The following is a 17949-nucleotide window of genomic DNA, read 5'->3' as shown; positions in this document are numbered from 1 at the left end:
ATGGACGCTTCCGGATCTACCCATTTGTACAGGTGATCAAACGTGAGGATATTTTGTCCGCTATAGTAAAAGCGTACTTTGCTGAGTCCTGCTTTCTTCACAATATGTCCCGGAAGGGTATATCCTATCTGCAGATTTTTCAGGCGCAGATAAGAGCCGTCTCTTACCCAGAAAGAGGAAGGTGTACCGCTGGGGTCATTTTGCTGATAGGTAGCCAGGATACGTGGCAATGCTGCGCCGGTATTATCTGGCGCCCAGGTATCCTGCAGTGCGGAAGTAGGTTTACCTGCAGAAGAACTTACACTGCCCAGTTTACCCGCATCGATGTAGTTTTTTACACCGGTAGCTCCCTGCAGAAAAATAGCGACGTCAAAATTTTTCCAGGCACCGCCCAGGTTAATACCAAAAGTTACTTTTGGGAAATAATTACCGAGGTATACCTGGTCGGCCGTGTTGATAGTATCGTTACCGTCTTTATCCTTGTACCGGATATCGCCTGCAGCTGTTCTGTTGGTTTGATAAGGCGCTTTGGATACCTCATCTGCCGATTGGAAAATACCATCTGCTTCATATCCATACAGCGAATAATAAGGAGAGCCTACCTGTTTGATGGTATAACCACTTATGTCAGGGCCGGCGCCATTGCGGTTCGTGATCTCATTGTGGATAAAAGCGGTGTTAAATGAGGCGTTGTATTTAAAGTCGCCTTTCGTATTGTTATAGCTAACGGCAAATTCCCAACCTTTGTTCAACATCGCTCCTGCGTTCTGAACGGGAGCCTTCAGGCCATATGGTGCGCCCACATCTATTGGCAAAAGGATATCATTGGTAGTCTTGCGGAAATAGTCGGCGGTGAAATTGAGTTTGCCGTCTAAGAAGCCGGCGTCAAGGCCAATGCCGCTTTCTGTGGTAGATTCCCATATCAGCTTTTCGTTAGCGCCATTGATAGGCGATATGCCGGGTGCGATGGTAGCACCGGTGCCACCAAAGTCATAGTTCTGGCTGCCGTTGATCTGCAATATATAAGGATAATAGGGATATGCGGGGTAATTAACATCATCAATACCCACCATGTTTTGGTTACCCAGTTGTCCCCAGGAAGCTCTCAGTTTAAGGTAAGACACATACTTCTTTGCAGACTCGAAGAAGTTTTCCCGGTCTATATTCCAGCCGGCAGAAAACGAAGGAAATGCACCCCATCTGTGATCAGGATGAAAGCGGGAGGAACCATCGTAACGGAGATTGGCTTCAAATAAATATTTACCGTCGAAATCATAATTTAACCGACCGAAATAAGAACGGAGTGCCAATTCATAAGAATATCCACTAGCCGTCTGTCCATCGCTGGAGGCCAGGTCTACATCAGTTAACTGGTTATTCAGGAAGCCCTTGCGGAAACCTTTATCAAAAGTGTATTTAGTGAGTTCCTGTGAGTAGCCACCCAGTATTTTGAAATTATGTTTGCTAAAGGATTTGGTATAGTCCAGAAGTGCCTGTTGTGTCACTGTGTTGCCAAAGCTGTTTTCATCTGTTACAGAGTTAGGCCCCTGGTAAGCAGTGGGTGTTCCATTGGCATCGTAGTATTGCTGATCAGCAATAAATTTCTTGGTGTGATTTATTTTCATCACATAGGCGATGGAGGGTCTGAAATGAAGACCGTCGATAATTTCCCAGTCTGCGCCCACGTTGCCAATCAGGTCATATTTATCATATTTGTTTTGGCTGTTTCCTTCCAGCCATGCCATAGGATTACCGTCCGCAATACGTCCATAATAGCCGTTGGCATATTTGTAAGGAATAGTGGGTGAAATACGATTGATCTGTCTGATAATCTGCGTAAAATCACCCGTATAAGGATTACTTGGCTCGTTTTGGTGGGTGTTGGTGAAGGCAATATTGGCAATCACTTTTACCCGGTTGGCCACCTCAGAGGTGATATTCAGTCGGCTGGTATAACGTTTGGCATTTGTTTCTTTTACAATACCATTTTCATCAAACATACCGAGGGAAAAAGCGTACTGTGTTTTCTCACTGCCACCGGATACGCCTAAGTAGTGGTTTTGTTGTATGCCACTGCCTTTATAGAACATGCCGAGCCAGTCTGTATTCGGATATGCATAAGGGTCGGAGCCATCTTTGAATTTCTGAATTTCAGCATCTGTCCAGCGTACTGGTTTGTTTTCATTCAGGAGGGCTTTGTTATACATCGTAGCTGCCTGCCAGGAAGGTAAGAAGTCTGGTAAGCCGGTAGCATTTTGTTTACCTACATAGCCGTTATAGGTTAACTGTGGCTTTCCTTTGGAACCTTGTTTGGTGGTAACGAGTACCACGCCATTGGCGGCGCGGGAACCATAGATAGCAGAGGAGGCTGCATCTTTCAATACAGACAAGGTCGCAATATCATCAGGATTAATATTATTCAGGTTGTTCAGGGTGGTGATCACGCCGTCTATTACAATAATCGGATCGGAGTTATTCACGGTACCGATACCTCTGATGCGGATCCTGGCCGCATCGCTGCCTGGTTGTCCGCTGATATTGGCAGTCACCGTTACGCCTGGCATGGTTCCCTGTAGGGCGTTGCTCACGTTGGTAACTGGTCTGTTGGTAAGTTGTTCAGTGGTGATGGAACTAACAGCACCGGTGAGGTTAGCTTTCTTTTGTACACCATAACCCACTACCACAAATTGTTTGAGTGCACTTACATCGGGCAGCAGAGAAATATTGAATTGTCTTTTACCGGCAATAGGTATTTCCTGGGTCACGTATCCTACGCTGCTGATCACCAGCACGGCATTTTCCGGTACGTCTTTCAGCTGGAAGGTGCCGTCTGCGCTGGAAACGATTCCTTTCTGGGTGCCTTTTATCACTATCGAAGCGCCTGGAATGGGCGTACCGGTATCGTCTATAATTTTACCCGTAATGGTAGCAGGTGGCGGAGCTACCGGCTGGGGAGCTGCTGGTTGTTCATTTTTTGTAATGAAGATGGTATTACCCTGGATGTCGAAGCTCAGCGATTGCTGACGCATGACCATTTCCATGGCCGTTTGCGGCGAGGCATTTTTGAGGTCTACCGAAACGGGCTTACTATCTTTCAGATCCGCTTTATCATAAAAGAAAACATACCCTGTTTGCTCCTTGATAGCGTTGAGTACTTTCTGGAGACTCACCGCTTTAGCGGAGTAGGTGACTGTTTGTGCGCTGCTGCTGGCACTTACCTGTAAGGTGGCCACGAGTAGCATAAAAGAAGTTAGTCGCATCACTAACAAAATTTTGGTTGAGAGCTCCGCAAACTTCCAATATTTGCGGGTACCGGAATTACAAATAGCCTTAAGTTGCATACTTTTGCAATGTTTGGTTGAATTAATAAATAAAGTTTACCGACTTGTTTGTTGATGAAATTGAACTGTAACCGGGGAAGGACGCCAATCTTAATCCCCGGTTTTTTATTCAATATGCGCAGAAAGCCATCACTAATAGCTTTAGTTGTTTCATTGTTCCAAATGTTTCATTGTTCATAACTATGGCTGGATAACAATCCTGTTGCCGTTTTCAATTCTATATTTGATTCGTGTTTTAGACAATCCTTTTAATACCTGCGACAGGGAAAGGTTCCTGCCTATTTCCCCGGTAAATACGCGCTGTGGGATATCTCCTTCATATTTTACGTCTACATTGTACCAGCGTGAAAGCTGGCGCATCACAGTGGGTAGGTCTGCATCATTGAAAGAGAAGAAACCTTCTTTCCACGCCAGCACCTGTGACAGGTCTATGTGGTTGACTACCTGTATGGATTGGCCGGCAGGGCTCACCCTGGCCTGCTGGCCCGGTGTAAGCGTTTGTTGTTGCTGTTGCGCAATGATCTTTACCGCACCTTCCATTAAAGTGGTATTGGTACTGGGTTCGTCTTTATACGCATTAATATTGAAATGTGTACCCAATACGGCGATGGTCGTATTGTTAGCCTTCACAAAGAAGGGCATTTTTTCATTGGGGGCTACTTCGAAGTAGGCTTCCCCGGTAACGGTCACGCTTCTTTCCTTGCCGATAAAGGCAGTAGGGTAGTAGATGGACGAACCGGCATTGAGCCATACGGTAGTACCATCCGGTAAAATAAGTTTGTATTGTCCGCCCAGCGGCGTAGTCATGGTATTATATAATATCTTATCTGTTGTACTGCCAGATTCATTATAAGCCAGCTGCCCATTACTCAGTTTCGTGATACGGGTATTGCCCTGTTGTGCCAATACGCCATTGGTGGCGCTGTCGAGCGGTATCTGGGAACCATCTGAGAGGGTGAGCATAGCCCTGTTGCCGCCCGGTGCAATATCTTGCACTGGGGCATTGGTGGCTACAGCCGGTATATGTGCAGGTTTAGATGTCTGATAATAATAAGTGGTAGCCGTTATTAATACTACGGCGGCGGCAGCCCACCAGTAACGTTGCAGCACATGCAGGCGCTTTTTAACAGGCTCCGGTTGCACTAATGTATCGGAGGCGAGTATTTCTTTTACGACGGATTGCCAGTAAGGGTGGTCATACTCAGCGTCCGTGGTGGTGGTTGATAGCCCGGTGGCATGGAGAATATCCAGTTGCTGCACAACGTCGCCAGATTCATCATCACTGATGAACTGTAACAGTTCTTTGTACTCCGCCTGCGTGGCCCGCTGTTGCTGTACCTGTTCTAATAAGTATTTTAGTCTTTCTGCCGTGGACAACAAGTGAAATTTTAAGTATGCTGATTTAGTTGACATCCTGGGAAATCTCCTCACAAGAGGGCCCCTGACATATACGTACGGCAACTACACCAATAGTACCTATCCAACTAAAAAAAAATTTAACAAAAAAACAGGATATCCCATCCAAGGAGGAGGAGCGGAAGCGTAACGCCTTTACTGACAAGGTATTCCCGGATGAACTTCAGGGAACGGACGAGGGAATTTTTTACCGTTTGTTGCGATAATTGCAGTTGATCTGCTATGGCTGCAATCTTCAGCTCCTTCTCCCTGCTGAGCAGGTAGATTTTTTGAGCCTGTGGAGGTAACTGAAGAATGGCTTGTTTTACCAGCAACGATGTTTCAGAGAAAGCAATATTTTCTTCTGTCAGATTGGAATGATCGCTGCTTTCCCGGGTAATGATCCGGCTGGCTTTACTCCGGACGCCCTGTTTCTGGAGCCAGCTATAGCAACGGTGATACACCATTTTGAAAATCCAGTTGTGCGGAACCAGCACCTCGGTCAGCTTTTCCCTGCTCAGCCAGATGCCCAGGAATATCTCCTGTATAATATCTTTTTCAGGTCCCTCTACCTGGATAACGCGGACAATCACGGGTTTGATCTTTGGGACATACAGGTGAAACAATGTTTCAAACGCAGCTTCATCCCCCTCAGCAATTTGGAGGAAAAGTGCATTTTCATTTATTGATTCATTATTCATCCTGTTAAATCCTGATCCTTAAATATCATCCAATCGTGACTATTACAAAAATAAAATCGTTGAATGACCTGTTGTTATTGGTAAATCTGCAGCCGCAAAGGTACAAAAAACAAATTTCCCCCGTTAAACAAGCACGGGCGGCAATAAGTTTTGTTTTATCTCCGCCATCGGCGAACATTTTAGTTTATTCAGGGGTTATTCTAGTCTGACCGGAAAAGACTATCCTATTGACGCTTTTAAGTTTTGCACGAAATGGAATGAAATGATTCATTCTTCCTCCACTATAGATCCTGAGCATAATCCACCACGCATTCGTCGTCTACCCCTGGTATGCGTTCAATGTTAAGCATCACCCAACGGCGGGACTTTAGGAAGTACTCATCAGGATTATTAAAATATAAAGCATGAAAAAGCAAACACGATCTGTATTATTGAGTCTAGTTGCGTTGATCGTATTTGGTTGTAATCAACCACAGCCAGAAAAGGCAACTGCCCCCACCTCAACATCTTCTCCGGATCAATTCGACCGCACGGTATTGCCAATTCTCCCACATCCATTCGCCGGAGTGGTGGACACCAATGCTTCGCAGTCAAAACCTGATTTCCCGATAGAGGTGTCCGCGCCTAAAGATGCGCCCAATGTCCTGCTGATTATGACGGACGACGTAGGCTTTGGTGCCAGCAGCACTTTTGGCGGCCCTATTGCCACGCCGACCTTCGATAGTCTGGCGGCAACGGGGCTTCGATACAACGAATTTCATACCACTGCCTTATGTTCTCCTTCGAGGGCATCATTGATCTCCGGACGGAATCACCACAATGTGGCAAGTGGCGATATCACCGAATTTGCCACCGGGTATGATGGCTATAATAGCCTCGTGCCTAAATCCTGTGCCAGTGTAGGTGAAATACTTAAGGACAATGGATGGAATACCGGTTGGTGGGGAAAAATGCACAATGTACCAGATTGGAAAAGCAGTACCTCCGGCCCCTTTGATCTTTGGCCCAATGGATTGGGCTTCGAATATTTCTATGGTTTTCTTGGGGGAGATAGTCATCAATGGCGCCCTGCGTTATATGAAAATACAAACCCGGTAGAACCTTATGTAGGAAACCCCGATTATATACTGGATAAGGACCTGGCAGATAATGCCATTGCCTATATCCGTAAGCACAACTCCGTGTCGCCCGGAAAGCCTTTTTTTGCTTACTACTGCACAGGTACAGCGCATGCACCACACCACGCGCCAAAGGATTGGATAGCAAAGTATAAAGGAAAGTTCGATCAGGGCTGGGATAAAGTACGGGAAGAAACGTATGCCAGACAGAAACAAATAGGCGTTATTCCACAAAACACAAAATTAACTCCCCGTAATGAAAATGCACCTGAATGGGACACCCTTTCCGCAGATCAGAAAAAATTCTATGCGAAGGAAATGGAAGTATATGCAGGGGCTTTATCCTTTGCGGATTACAATATTGGAAGGGTAATAGATGCAGTCAGACAAACCGGCCAATTAGATAACACCATCATTATCTACATCATGGGTGATAATGGCGCCAGCGCAGAGGGAAGTGTACAAGGTACCACCAACGAAGTAGGTGCCAGCAGCGGGTTCCCGGAAGATATTGCTTTCCAGATGACGCAGTACGACAGACTAGGCTCCATGTACACCTATAATCACTATTCTTATGCCTGGGCATTGGCTATGGACGCGCCTTTTCAATGGACAAAACAGGTGGCTTCGCATTTTGGGGGAACAAGGAATGGCATGGTGATTAGTTATCCTAAGGTGATTAAAGACAAAGGTGGTCTACGCTCACAATTTCATCATATCATAGATATCGTTCCTACCATTCTTGAGCTATGTGGTGTTCCTCAACCCAAAAGGGTGAATGGGGTGGATCAAAGACCCATGGACGGCGTAAGCATGGCCTATTCATTTAATGATGCGAAGGTGAAATCAACCCGCACCACCCAATATTTTGAAATGATGGGCAACCGGGCTATCTATCATGATGGTTGGGTGGCCGCCACCACACCGTATAGAAATCCATGGCAAATTATTGGTGGTGAAACCAAGTACCCCTCCAGGGATTTCAAGTGGGAACTATACAATGTAGCGGAAGATTTCAGCGAATCAGATAACCTGGCGGCAAAATACCCTGATACCCTGAAAAGGCTGCAGGCCCTGTTTTATGAAGAGGCTAAGAAGAACCATGTGCTCCCATTGGATGCAACGATGGGCGAAAGAGCGCAACCAGGTATTCGTCCGAGTTTAACAACGGGAAGAACCCATTTTGAATACTACGACGGCGCCTTTAGAATTCCGGAGGGCTCTGCGCCTATCTTCGTGAATCATTCCTGGACACTTACGGCAGATATTACCACCCAGGCAAATGCTAAAGGGGTATTAGCCACTATGGGAGGGTATTTTGGAGGGTTTGCATTAATGATAAAAGATGGAAAACCAGCATTTCTATATCGAAGTACCAATCAGCCCAAATGGTTTGTGAACATTCAATCACCGGAAAAAATCAGTGCAGGCAATCATAAAGTCACGATCGATTTTGTGTATGATGGTGGCGGATTTGGCAAAGGGGCCAACATGATTTTGTCTGTCGATGGAAAGCAAGTGGCAAAAGGCAGAATCGAGCGTACGGTATGGGGCAGATTCTCATTGGATGAAACATGGGATGTAGGTCAGGATACGGGAACACCCGTAGAATTTGATATTTACGACGTCCCTTTCAAATTTAACGGCACCCTGAATAAAGTGACCGTAGATTACAAGGCATAAAATTGCCGCATTTTCTTAAGGCATTAAAAGCACTCACCACAAAACGTGATACCAGTTTTTTACTGATATCACGTTTTGTGGTTTTACAGGGTTCTAGTGCTTTTTTTGAATTACCTCAGACTGGCCATTAGAACGGATTTCCAGCTTTACGTCCGCGCCGTTTTCATCTGAATATTTTCCGTCGAAAGTAATTTCATTTGCGCCATTGGATAAAACAGGCAGGGGTTTATCGAGTACTATGGTTTGCAGCAATTGCCATTGCCGGCTGTATAACCGTACTACTTTGCCATCACATTTCAGGAATTGATTTCTCTTCAGGCTTACCGGCAACACCAATGCATCCTGGTGATTGATGCCTATTGATATTTGATCGAAAGTAACATCCGGGTCAGATTCCTTGCTGGCAGCGAGTGTAATAATAAAGGAAACTGGTTGGGTAGCCGCCGGGTTGTTGAATTTGAAGGTAGAAAAAACCGGTTCTCCGGGTTGTTTCATTTGTTGCGTATGTTTGAAGTATGCATTATACACCGGCGTTAATTTATATTCATTGTCGCCTGTCAACTCCAGGTGGAATTCATGCTTCAGGCTTCGCATTTCCTCTTTCTGCGCTTCGCTGAAAATATTCTTCATACGCGCCTGCTCCCAGGTTTTTATCAATCCAAGCAACTCATCTTTCAGTCCGTGTTTCCGCAATGTTTCCAGGCTCGTAGCCAGACCAAAGCCGGCGTTATATCCGGCGCCAAGGGCCAGCATCCATTCTATATCTTCCGGTGTGGTTTCCGGACGCAGGCTAAACCAGCCTAACATGGAGGGCATCAGATTGCGGCGGAAGAATTGCTGATTTTTGAGGCGCAGTTGTAGCTGGCTTTCTCTGAAGCCGGCATACCAGGGCTCTCCCCAGTTCATCCGGGTATAAATATGCCAGAAGTAGTGACCGGGCATACTGGCATCATTGATCACCTTTCCTTTTAATTCGGGGCTAAGATGATCATACCATGTTTTTGTAAACAACTGTTTTGCATATTGACCCATCCCCGAAGACCAGCAACCTTCGAGACCATCGAAAGATATTTGCATCAGGCCTGTTTCATTGAAAAGGCGGGCCAGGGTGGTGGCCATTTCCTCCTGCAATGCATAATCCGTTAGAAATACTTTGTAGGGGTGATCCATCAGTTTACCAATCGTATCATTGGCAGCATGTGCGGCAGCAGTGGTGCCAAAGGCGCCACGCTGACAATCGAGCAGTTTCCAGGGAGCGGAGGTAGATACGGTGCCATAACGGATCATTTCATTTCCTACCACTACTGATTTTAGCGTATTGTTCTGAAACTGATTGAAGAAAACCGGGTCCTTAATCCCGATTTCTTTGGCATTGGCATCAATGCCTGCGCTGAGCTGCGAGGAGCCTACTCTTGCCAGGCGAGGATCAGGTATCGGCGTTACATAGGGATCATTGGTAGTGATAAAGTTGGATAAGGTATGTACCCCTAACCGCACGCCTTTTGCTTTTGCGGTTTCAACGCATTGCTTCATGCTGGCCCAGTTCTGTGGAAATTCTTTGGCATGCAGTTGAAAATGCCCCCAGTTATCAAAAGGATCACCGTGATAGAGATAACGAAGACCGGCCTGTTTGGTAACGGCCATTGCTTCCTCCAAGTTATCGACACCAAAATTCATGATCAGGTATGATTCGGATGCGTGCAACGCCTGTTTCCCCCATTCTCCGTCCAGCAAGGGATGCGGTAGTCCTTCTTTGAGTTCAATCTGTGAAATAGTGGGTAACACGTCCTTATTCGCTACGCCGAAAAGCGCGATTTTGCTGCCAACAACGCCGCCATCATTGAAAGCGGGGGCCAGGTAAGCCGTATGTCCCCAGTTTTCAATGATCCTGTCTTTGCCACGATTGCGGCAATATGCCTGTAATACAGCCCCATAGTCCGTAGGACGAGCTACTTCTCCCCTGAACAGCTGTTTACTCATGTCATCTTCTTTCACATCTACCTTGTTCTGCCCTTCAAATACATCATACGATGGTTCAATATCACTTTCCGCGTTCGGGTAGCCCCCCAGTGTTTTTATATTCAGCGCCTGGATGCCGATCGCAAAATTGCTGTTGCGTACAACGCCTACAACTTCACCAATAGTATCCGCTATTGTCACAGGATATGGGCCCCAGAGTACCAGCTCCACTTCTTCAGGGCGGGTCAATTGTGTCAGTTCAAAACTGATGTACTGGTCGTTGCGCTGCACTTTTACTTTTGCGTCCACACCAGCCTGCGGATAGGATAATAGCAGTTCTGCGCTTTTTGCGTTCCAGGTACAGCTTTGCGGAGTAAGGATAGCCCCGTTTTTCTTTATGCTCATTAAGGCCGTTGCTTTGTCTGCAAATATGAATTCCTTTTGCAGCGCAAGACTCTTCATACTCGTTAGCTTACCGGTATTATCCAACTGGAGGCTCCATTGCTTCGTTTTGAAATTTACCTGTGCGGTAGCAGGCAAAACGGTTATTCCCGCCAAAACAGTCAGGAACAGTGTCAGATACTTGATGAGACGTCTCTTGTTCATTTCAATATTTTAGATGAGTATAGGTGTGCATTTTTCAGAAAGGTCCCAAATATGTAGCTTCTACTCGTCTTATACTAATGTATTTTTGTCGTTTTTTGCCGTTTTTTTGCCCCTATGGCGACGGGGCGCTTATAGCAATGGCTTATTTCCGGGGTTATCCGGGTGCAAAAATAGCGCTGATGTCAGTCAATATAATGGTTTCAGCATAACGGACGTAGTGGTAGCTTTGAGGTTGGCCAATTTTTTTTGTAGATAGCTCCTGTATTGGATCGGTTTTTATTTAACGGCATTGCGTAATAACATCTCTCTATGGTAAAAATTTCATTATTGCTGGCATTAGCAGGCTTTAGTTGTTGCACCCTACAATTGTGTGCGCAAACTAAAGCGACAAACAATATAAATCCCCTTCGTCACGAATACCATGTATCCGTCGATGGCAGTGATAGTACGGACGGATCATCTTCCCACCCATTAAAAACCATTATGGCAGCGGCGAGCAAAGCCATGCCCGGTGATGTAGTGATGGTGCATGCGGGTATTTATCGTGAACAAATTACACCTCCCCGCGGAGGTGTATCCGATAAGGAGCGAATTGTTTACCAGGCAGCCAAAGGAGAAAAAGTGATCATAAAAGGATCGGAAATAGTGAAAGGATGGCAACAACAGGAACATGATACCTGGGTGGTAAAAATACCCAACAGCTTTTTTAAATCGTTCAATCCCTATAAAGAATATATCCATGGCGATTGGTTCACGCCTGTTCCCAAAGACAGAAAATACCTGCGGGGTGCGGTGTACCTGAATGGCGATTGGCTGATGGAAGCCGCTAAAAAGGAAGAAGTATTTGATACCACTAACACTAAAAACCCCCTTTGGTGCGCAACAGTGGACGCGGACAGCACAACTATCTGGGCGCAGTTTAGAAATACAGACCCCAATAAGGAGCTGGTGGAAATAAATGTTCGTCCCACAGTTTTCTATCCTGATAAGCCCTTCACGAATTTTATTACGGTGCAGGGATTCGTCATGGAACAAGCTGCCACCAATTGGGCTCCTCCTACGGCGGAACAAATGGGCGTGATTGGTACACACTGGAGTCGTGGCTGGATCATTGAAAATAATACGATTCAGTATTCCAAATGTGTAGGCATTGCATTAGGAAAATATGGAGATGAGTATGACAATAATCAAACAGAATCAGCGGAAGGTTATGTCGGTACTATCAAAAGGGCACTGGCGTTCGGTTGGAACAAAGGAACTATTGGAGGGCATCTTGTTCGCAATAATACCATCGCCTATTGTGAGCAAACAGGTATTGTGGGTAGCATGGGATGCGCTTTCAGCGTGATAGAAGGGAATACCATTCACGATATTCATATTCGTCGCCTATTTGAAGGAGCAGAACAGGCAGGCATTAAGTTTCATGGTGCAGTAGATGTACAAATTCGTAATAACCATATTTATCGCTGTAGCTTCGGTGTTTGGCTGGATTGGATGGCGCAGGGCGCCCAGCTAAAAAATAACTTAATGCATAATAATACGGATGATATTTTTTTAGAAGTAGATCATGGTCCGATCTGGGTGTACAATAATATCCTGCTTTCCAAATCCAATCTGTTGATGAATTCCAGCGGCGTCGCTTTTGCGCATAATATTTTCGGCGGAAAGACAACGGTCATTAACTACGATAGCCGGTTAACGCCCTTCCACAAGCCACATGCTACTTATGTGGAGGCCCTGCACGACAATCCTGGCGGAGATGTTCAGTTTGTCAATAACCTTTTTATTAATGGGGCCAATATTGCGCAATATGCCAAGGCATTACTTCCTGTCACCTTTACCGGAAATGTATATACGAAAGGAGCTGTAAGAGCGGTTAATAGTGATACGGGCCGGGACACGACCCATAAAATAAAAAATTACGAGGAACAATACGCAACGGAACAACAAGCGTTGATTGAAAATAATTTTGATGCAGGTGTGCGTTTAATAACCCGGGAGGATCATGTTTACATGGAAATTAATCTCGATAAAAATTGGTTAACCGGGCCAGCAAGAAGAATAGTAACAACAAGTTCATTACGGCATGCTGTTATTCCTGATCTGCCTTTCGAAAATGTGGATGGATCTCCACTTACATCAGATACTGATTATTTGGGCAATAAACGTAATACTGCCAATCCTTCACCGGGAGCTTTTGAAATAAAGAAGAGCGGGGTACAACAAATTAAAGTGTGGTAATATAAAATAATAGTTCCGGCGTACTGACCGCCGGAACTATTACTTACAAGCTAATATCCCGTATTCTGTTCCAATACAGCATCTGTATTCTGTGTGATTTCCGTAGCAGGAATCGGCCAGAGATTATGGTATGTTTCAATGGTCAAACCAGACTTCGGATTGTATCTTTTATCACGATCGTATAACAGTCCTAGCCTGGTAAGCGTTACTACCCGGAACTCTTCCATGTACAGTTCCCGCATGCGTTCATCCAGGATGTAGTCTATGTTCATTTCTGCGGCGGAGGCTGAAGTGGTTTGTGCCCTGTTGCGCAGCACATTGATGTCATCTGCTGCGAGTTGTTTCTGTCCTTTGCCGAGATAGGCTTCTGCTCTTAAGAGATAAGTTTCTGCCAGGCGCGCCATATATTTCTGCATAAACAAGCGGGAGGCACCGTTCAACAATAATCCGCCAAACGGATTAGTCACGTTAGTGAGAATTGCCGGACCGGCGGCAGATACGAAATCACCAGCTGAAGGAGACGTTTTCCTGATCACCGGATAAAAATTGCGGATGGTATCTCTGTAATCTGCCGGTTGTACTTTGTCCTTGTAACCATCTTTTACATACCATTTACCGTAGTCCGGAGAAGTAGCAGGTACGCCTGAAATCTGGATATCTCTCACAATATTATAGGAAGAATTACGGATATCACCAGGTGTCCATATCTCATAGAAGAAGTGGGAGGTAGGCCGTATCCAGCCGATGCCGTTGGAGGAAACGCTGTCCACGAATTTGGCGTTGAACAGGATAGACATCTTGGTTTTAGAGACTGACTCCACAATTCTGACGCCGGTTAAGCTGGGAACGACTGCCCAGGCGGTTTGATCGCCTACGGATGCGGAATTGTTTAGTGTGGTTTGCATCACCAGCAGTCCTTCATGGTTGCCGGTGCTATAGTTCTGATTGTTGTATTCAAACAAGTCCCGGTAAACATCTCCCGGCAAATTGGCCCTTCTGCCAAAGCGGCCGGTCATCAGCGATAAGCCGGGGAAATTGATCACCGCTGAAGCACTGGTGATAGCCCCATCATAATCTTTTAAGGAGATGAGTACTTCCGTGAGGATATGTTGGGCGATTTGTTTGTTTACCGTCCCATCGGGCACTTTGCTAATGTCGGACAACAAGCCGATTGCCTGTTGCATGTCTTTTTTACATTGTTGGTATACTTCGTCCCTGCTGGCACGCACATAGTCATACCGCGGAGCGGAGAGTTCATTTAATTCAATAGGCACGCCGCCGAACAGGTTGGCGAGTATCTTATATGAATAAGCTCTGAAAAATAATGCCTGACCAAGGAAGCTGTTTTTATCTGCATCACTCAGCTGGGTGGATTTTCCCAGCTGGCTGATGATCAGGTTGGCATTGGTGATGATCTTGTAGTATGCTGTCCAGATGCCCTGCGGAATAAAATAGCTGGGTACCATGGTAGCCTTATAGGCATTTAATTTCGCGGCAGGGTCATAGTCGGTCGCATTATAGGCAAAGTCAGTCGCGTAATACATACCGAAATATGTATCCAGATTGATATTGCCCATGTAGATATTTCTGACACCATTGTACAGATTGTTGGTGGCCTGCTGGTATTGAATAGCCGTTTGCAGCGAATTATCCGGTGTATAGATAGAGAGCGGCTCTTCATCCAGAAAGCTTTTGCTACAGGAAGATAATAGAGTGCCGATGCCTAGGAAGTATATGAAGATTCTTTTTTTCATGTCTTAAAGTTTACGGGTGAAAGCATTAAAATGTCACGTTTACGCCCAGTGAAAAGTTCTTCATCACAGGGTAGCCATTCTGATCGAGGCCCAGACCGCCCGGCATTCTCCATCCCAATGAGGAACGTTGAGTAGACGGAGGATTTGATTCCGGATCCCATCCATCCCATTTGGTGATGGTCAGCAGGTTTTGTGCATTCACGTATATACTCGCGGCCTTCACTACTTTTAACCTGCTTAACATCCCTTCCGGCAGCGTGTAGGTAAGGGTAACGTCCTGGAGACGGACAAAGCTCCGGGATACATAAGGGCCAAAGTTTTCACCCAGTGTAGCTACATAGGCTGCGATGCTTCTGTAACGGGCGTTAGGATTGTTGGGCGTCCAATAGTCGTACACAAAGCCGTTGTTGTTCCGGATATTGTCCGGATTCAACAGCATGATACCCGGTGCACCCAGGTAGGCGTTTTTACCACCCTGCACGGTATTGATAAAGAATTTTAACTGGAATGCTTTATACTGGAAACTGTTGGAAATACCTACGCTATAAGAGGGGTCCAGTCTGCCCAGTATCTGTTTATCTGCCGGAGTGATTTGTCCATCACCGTTTTTGTCTTCAATTTTATATTGACCTGCTTTGAAGCCCTGTGCAGCAAGACTGGCAGGAACTTCTTCTCCGAGCTGGTACATGCCGGTGATTTTGTAGTCGTACACCACACCGTAAGGCTGACCGATAAAGTAGCTTAAGATGGGATCAGCGCCATTAACCAGGTCTCTTTTGGTGCCATCTATATCCAGTACTTTGTTCCGGTTCCGGAAAAAGTTAGCCGTTACTTCCCACTTAAAGTTTTTGTTGCTGACAGGTACGCCGGTGATATTCAACTCTTGTCCTCTGTTCTGAATTTTCCCGATGTTGATCAGGAAGCTGTTGAAACCGGTGACGGTTGGTGTGGCCCTGGAGTTCAACAGGTTTTCTGAGTTGGAGAAATACACATCCAATGAACCAAAGAGGCGGTTGTTGAAAAAGGAGAAGTCCACGCCAGTGTTGAAGGAATGGGTGGTTTCCCAGCGCAGGCCGGCATTGGGCAACTGATTTAAGAAAGTACCGAGTTGCGCACCGCCTGAACTGCCATACAGATAACCATTCGCTAATCCAACACTCATCTGGGAAAGCGTTTGGTAACGGCCCACTGTTCTGTTACCTGTAGAACCGTAAGACAGTCTTAACTTCAGGTCGTCGATGAAGCTAACAGATTTAAGAAATTGTTCTTCTTTTGCACGCCATGCAAAAGCAAGAGAAGGGAAGGTCGCCCATTTGTTTTGAGAGGAGAAGCCGGAAAAGCCATCTCTTCTAACAGTACCTGTTAGAATATATTTTTTGTCGAACGAATAGGAAAGTCTGGCCATCTGGTAAAGCGCCTGTTCCTGCCAGGGGAGTGTCGCCAGGTCGTTGGAGGTGGTAAGCCGTGCAGGATCTCCCACATCCAGCCTGTTGTAGTATAACACGCCATTGGTGATACCACCGGCGGAAGTGCTGGTGCCATCGTGTATGTTTTTCTCTGCACCATACAATAAGGTCAGGTCCACACCGTGTTTTCCAAAGTCCCGTTTGTAGGTAAGGATGTTATCCAGTGTGAGGAAATAATCCGTCATGTAAGTTTTATAGGCGGTCGCTTCCACGGAAGGGGCATTATAATTAAACCGGTTGGTATAGATATAATTGTTCCCGAAGTTGACACGGTAGTTCAACCCTTTTATCTTTGGAATGTCTACACTGACGAAAAAATTTCCTATGATGTTCAGGTTCCGGTCGAAGTCCCTGGATCTTTTAAGTACTTCTAACGCGGTGGGTGTAGTTGTTTGTGCATAAAACTCCAGCATCTGACCTGTTTTTGGATCAAACGGCAGGTTATATGGCTTCAGCTGCATGATGTCGGAGAACGTGGGAGAAACGCCACTATAATCATTAATAGAGAGACCTGTTTGAGCGCCTACCGTGAGCCACTCGGCTGGTTTGGCTTCCACGTTGAGCCGTATACTGTTTCTCCGGTAATTATCATTTTTGATAAGATTCACCTGATCAAAGTAGCCATAGCCCAGGTAAAACCGGATCTTCTTTGAGCGTCCGCTGAGACCAATGTTATGGTTCTGGATTCTGGGAGCGCTGTTGGTCATTAAGTCCCACCAGTTGGCCTCATAACCATTTTTGTAATTGTCGCCTTCAATGCCGGGCATTTTGGTAGTAGGATCCCAGTTGGGATTCATCTTCGTCATATCGTTGGGGTCGCGGCTTTCAGACAGGTACCAGTCGCCCAGTTTTTGTATATACTGCTCTCCGGATGCCGGCCTCATACTTTTTTTGGTCATCTCCTGTATAGAATAGGAGCCGCTGTAATCGACGGTGAGTTTATCCATACCGCTTGCGCCGCTTTTGGTGGTGATCAGCACCACGCCATTTGATGCCTGTGAACCATATACTGCGGCGGCACTGGCATCTTTCAACAGGTCGATGCTGGCGATATCGGAGGGGTTGATGGAGGTGAGTGATCCTCTGTAGATCAGTCCATCTACCACAATCAACGGAGAAGTAGTACCGGAAATAGAGTTCCGGCCGCGTACCATCAGCGTAGGATCACTGCCTGCTCTGGTTACCTGTCCTACAGTGAGACCAGGAACGGTACCTCTCAATGAAGACATGACGTTTGCATTGGGAGATTGTTTTTGCAGCTGCAGGTCTGCTTTGGCTACCGCTCCGGTAACATCCTGTCTTTTTCTGGTGCCATATCCGATGACTACCACGCTACTCAGTTCACTGACGGAAGAGGGTAATGCAAACGTTAGCGCCGAATTCTGGCCCGGAACAATTTTGTATCCTGTAAATGATTTTGCATCATAACCAATCATGCTCACATTGAAAGCATAGTTGGCGGCGGGTAAATTTTTAAACGTGAATTTTCCGATACTGTCGGAGATAGCGATGTTCACGCGTTTGCCGTTGGCAGATGCTTCAACGGTGGCGCCGGGAAGTGGTGTGCCTCCCTGATCGGTGACGATACCATTCACACTGCCGGTATTGTTTTGCGCGTAAGCCCGAACAAATACAGCGCAAAGGGTCAGTATGATTGCAATAATTGTTTTCCCTGTTCCTCTCAT

The 17949-nt window shown here is 46.0% G+C and carries 8 protein-coding genes; 2 read left to right on the top strand and 6 right to left on the bottom strand.

The window, feature by feature from the left end:
- From VIP81_RS12520 to VIP81_RS12510, 3 genes are all read right to left on the bottom strand, one after another.
- The coding region (locus VIP81_RS12520; RefSeq protein ID WP_331960771.1) for a TonB-dependent receptor at positions 1-3260 on the bottom strand (3260 nt) is incomplete at its 3' end.
- A 261-nt stretch (positions 3261-3521) separates the two neighbouring features.
- A complete protein-coding gene (locus VIP81_RS12515) occupies positions 3522-4718 on the bottom strand; it encodes a FecR family protein (protein WP_331960768.1) in 1197 nt (398 codons plus the stop codon).
- A 119-nt stretch (positions 4719-4837) separates the two neighbouring features.
- Positions 4838-5437 carry a sigma-70 family RNA polymerase sigma factor gene (locus VIP81_RS12510; protein WP_331960765.1) on the bottom strand — a complete coding sequence of 200 codons (600 nt, stop codon included), beginning with the start codon at positions 5435-5437 and terminating at the stop codon, positions 4838-4840.
- A gap of 404 nt (positions 5438-5841) precedes the next feature.
- Between VIP81_RS12510 and VIP81_RS12505 the strand changes: the two genes are divergently transcribed.
- A complete protein-coding gene (locus tag VIP81_RS12505) occupies positions 5842-8238 on the top strand; it encodes an arylsulfatase (RefSeq protein WP_331960762.1) in 2397 nt (798 codons plus the stop codon).
- A 93-nt stretch (positions 8239-8331) separates the two neighbouring features.
- On the opposite strand, the gene VIP81_RS12500 is transcribed toward VIP81_RS12505, so the two are convergent.
- Positions 8332-10803 carry a hypothetical protein gene (locus VIP81_RS12500; protein ID WP_331960759.1) on the bottom strand — a complete coding sequence of 824 codons (2472 nt, stop codon included), beginning with the start codon at positions 10801-10803 and terminating at the stop codon, positions 8332-8334.
- A gap of 309 nt (positions 10804-11112) precedes the next feature.
- Between VIP81_RS12500 and VIP81_RS12495 the strand changes: the two genes are divergently transcribed.
- The gene (locus VIP81_RS12495) at positions 11113-13044 is read left to right on the top strand and encodes a right-handed parallel beta-helix repeat-containing protein (RefSeq protein WP_331960756.1); all 1932 of its coding nucleotides are present in this window, start codon (positions 11113-11115) and stop codon (positions 13042-13044) included.
- Between the two features lie 50 nt (positions 13045-13094).
- On the opposite strand, the gene VIP81_RS12490 is transcribed toward VIP81_RS12495, so the two are convergent.
- Both VIP81_RS12490 and VIP81_RS12485 read right to left on the bottom strand, forming a co-directional pair.
- On the bottom strand, positions 13095-14798 hold the full coding sequence (locus tag VIP81_RS12490; protein WP_331960753.1) for a RagB/SusD family nutrient uptake outer membrane protein: 1704 nt from the start codon (positions 14796-14798) through the stop codon (positions 13095-13097).
- A gap of 25 nt (positions 14799-14823) precedes the next feature.
- Positions 14824-17949 (bottom strand): SusC/RagA family TonB-linked outer membrane protein (locus VIP81_RS12485; protein WP_331960750.1); only part of this gene is annotated, 3126 nt, incomplete at its 5' end.

Origin of the sequence: Chitinophaga sp. (assembly GCF_036566945.1) — a bacterium.
Taxonomy (GTDB): domain Bacteria; phylum Bacteroidota; class Bacteroidia; order Chitinophagales; family Chitinophagaceae; genus Chitinophaga.
Note: the sequence above shows the minus strand (reverse complement) of the source record. Positions and strands in the feature narration are given on the sequence as shown.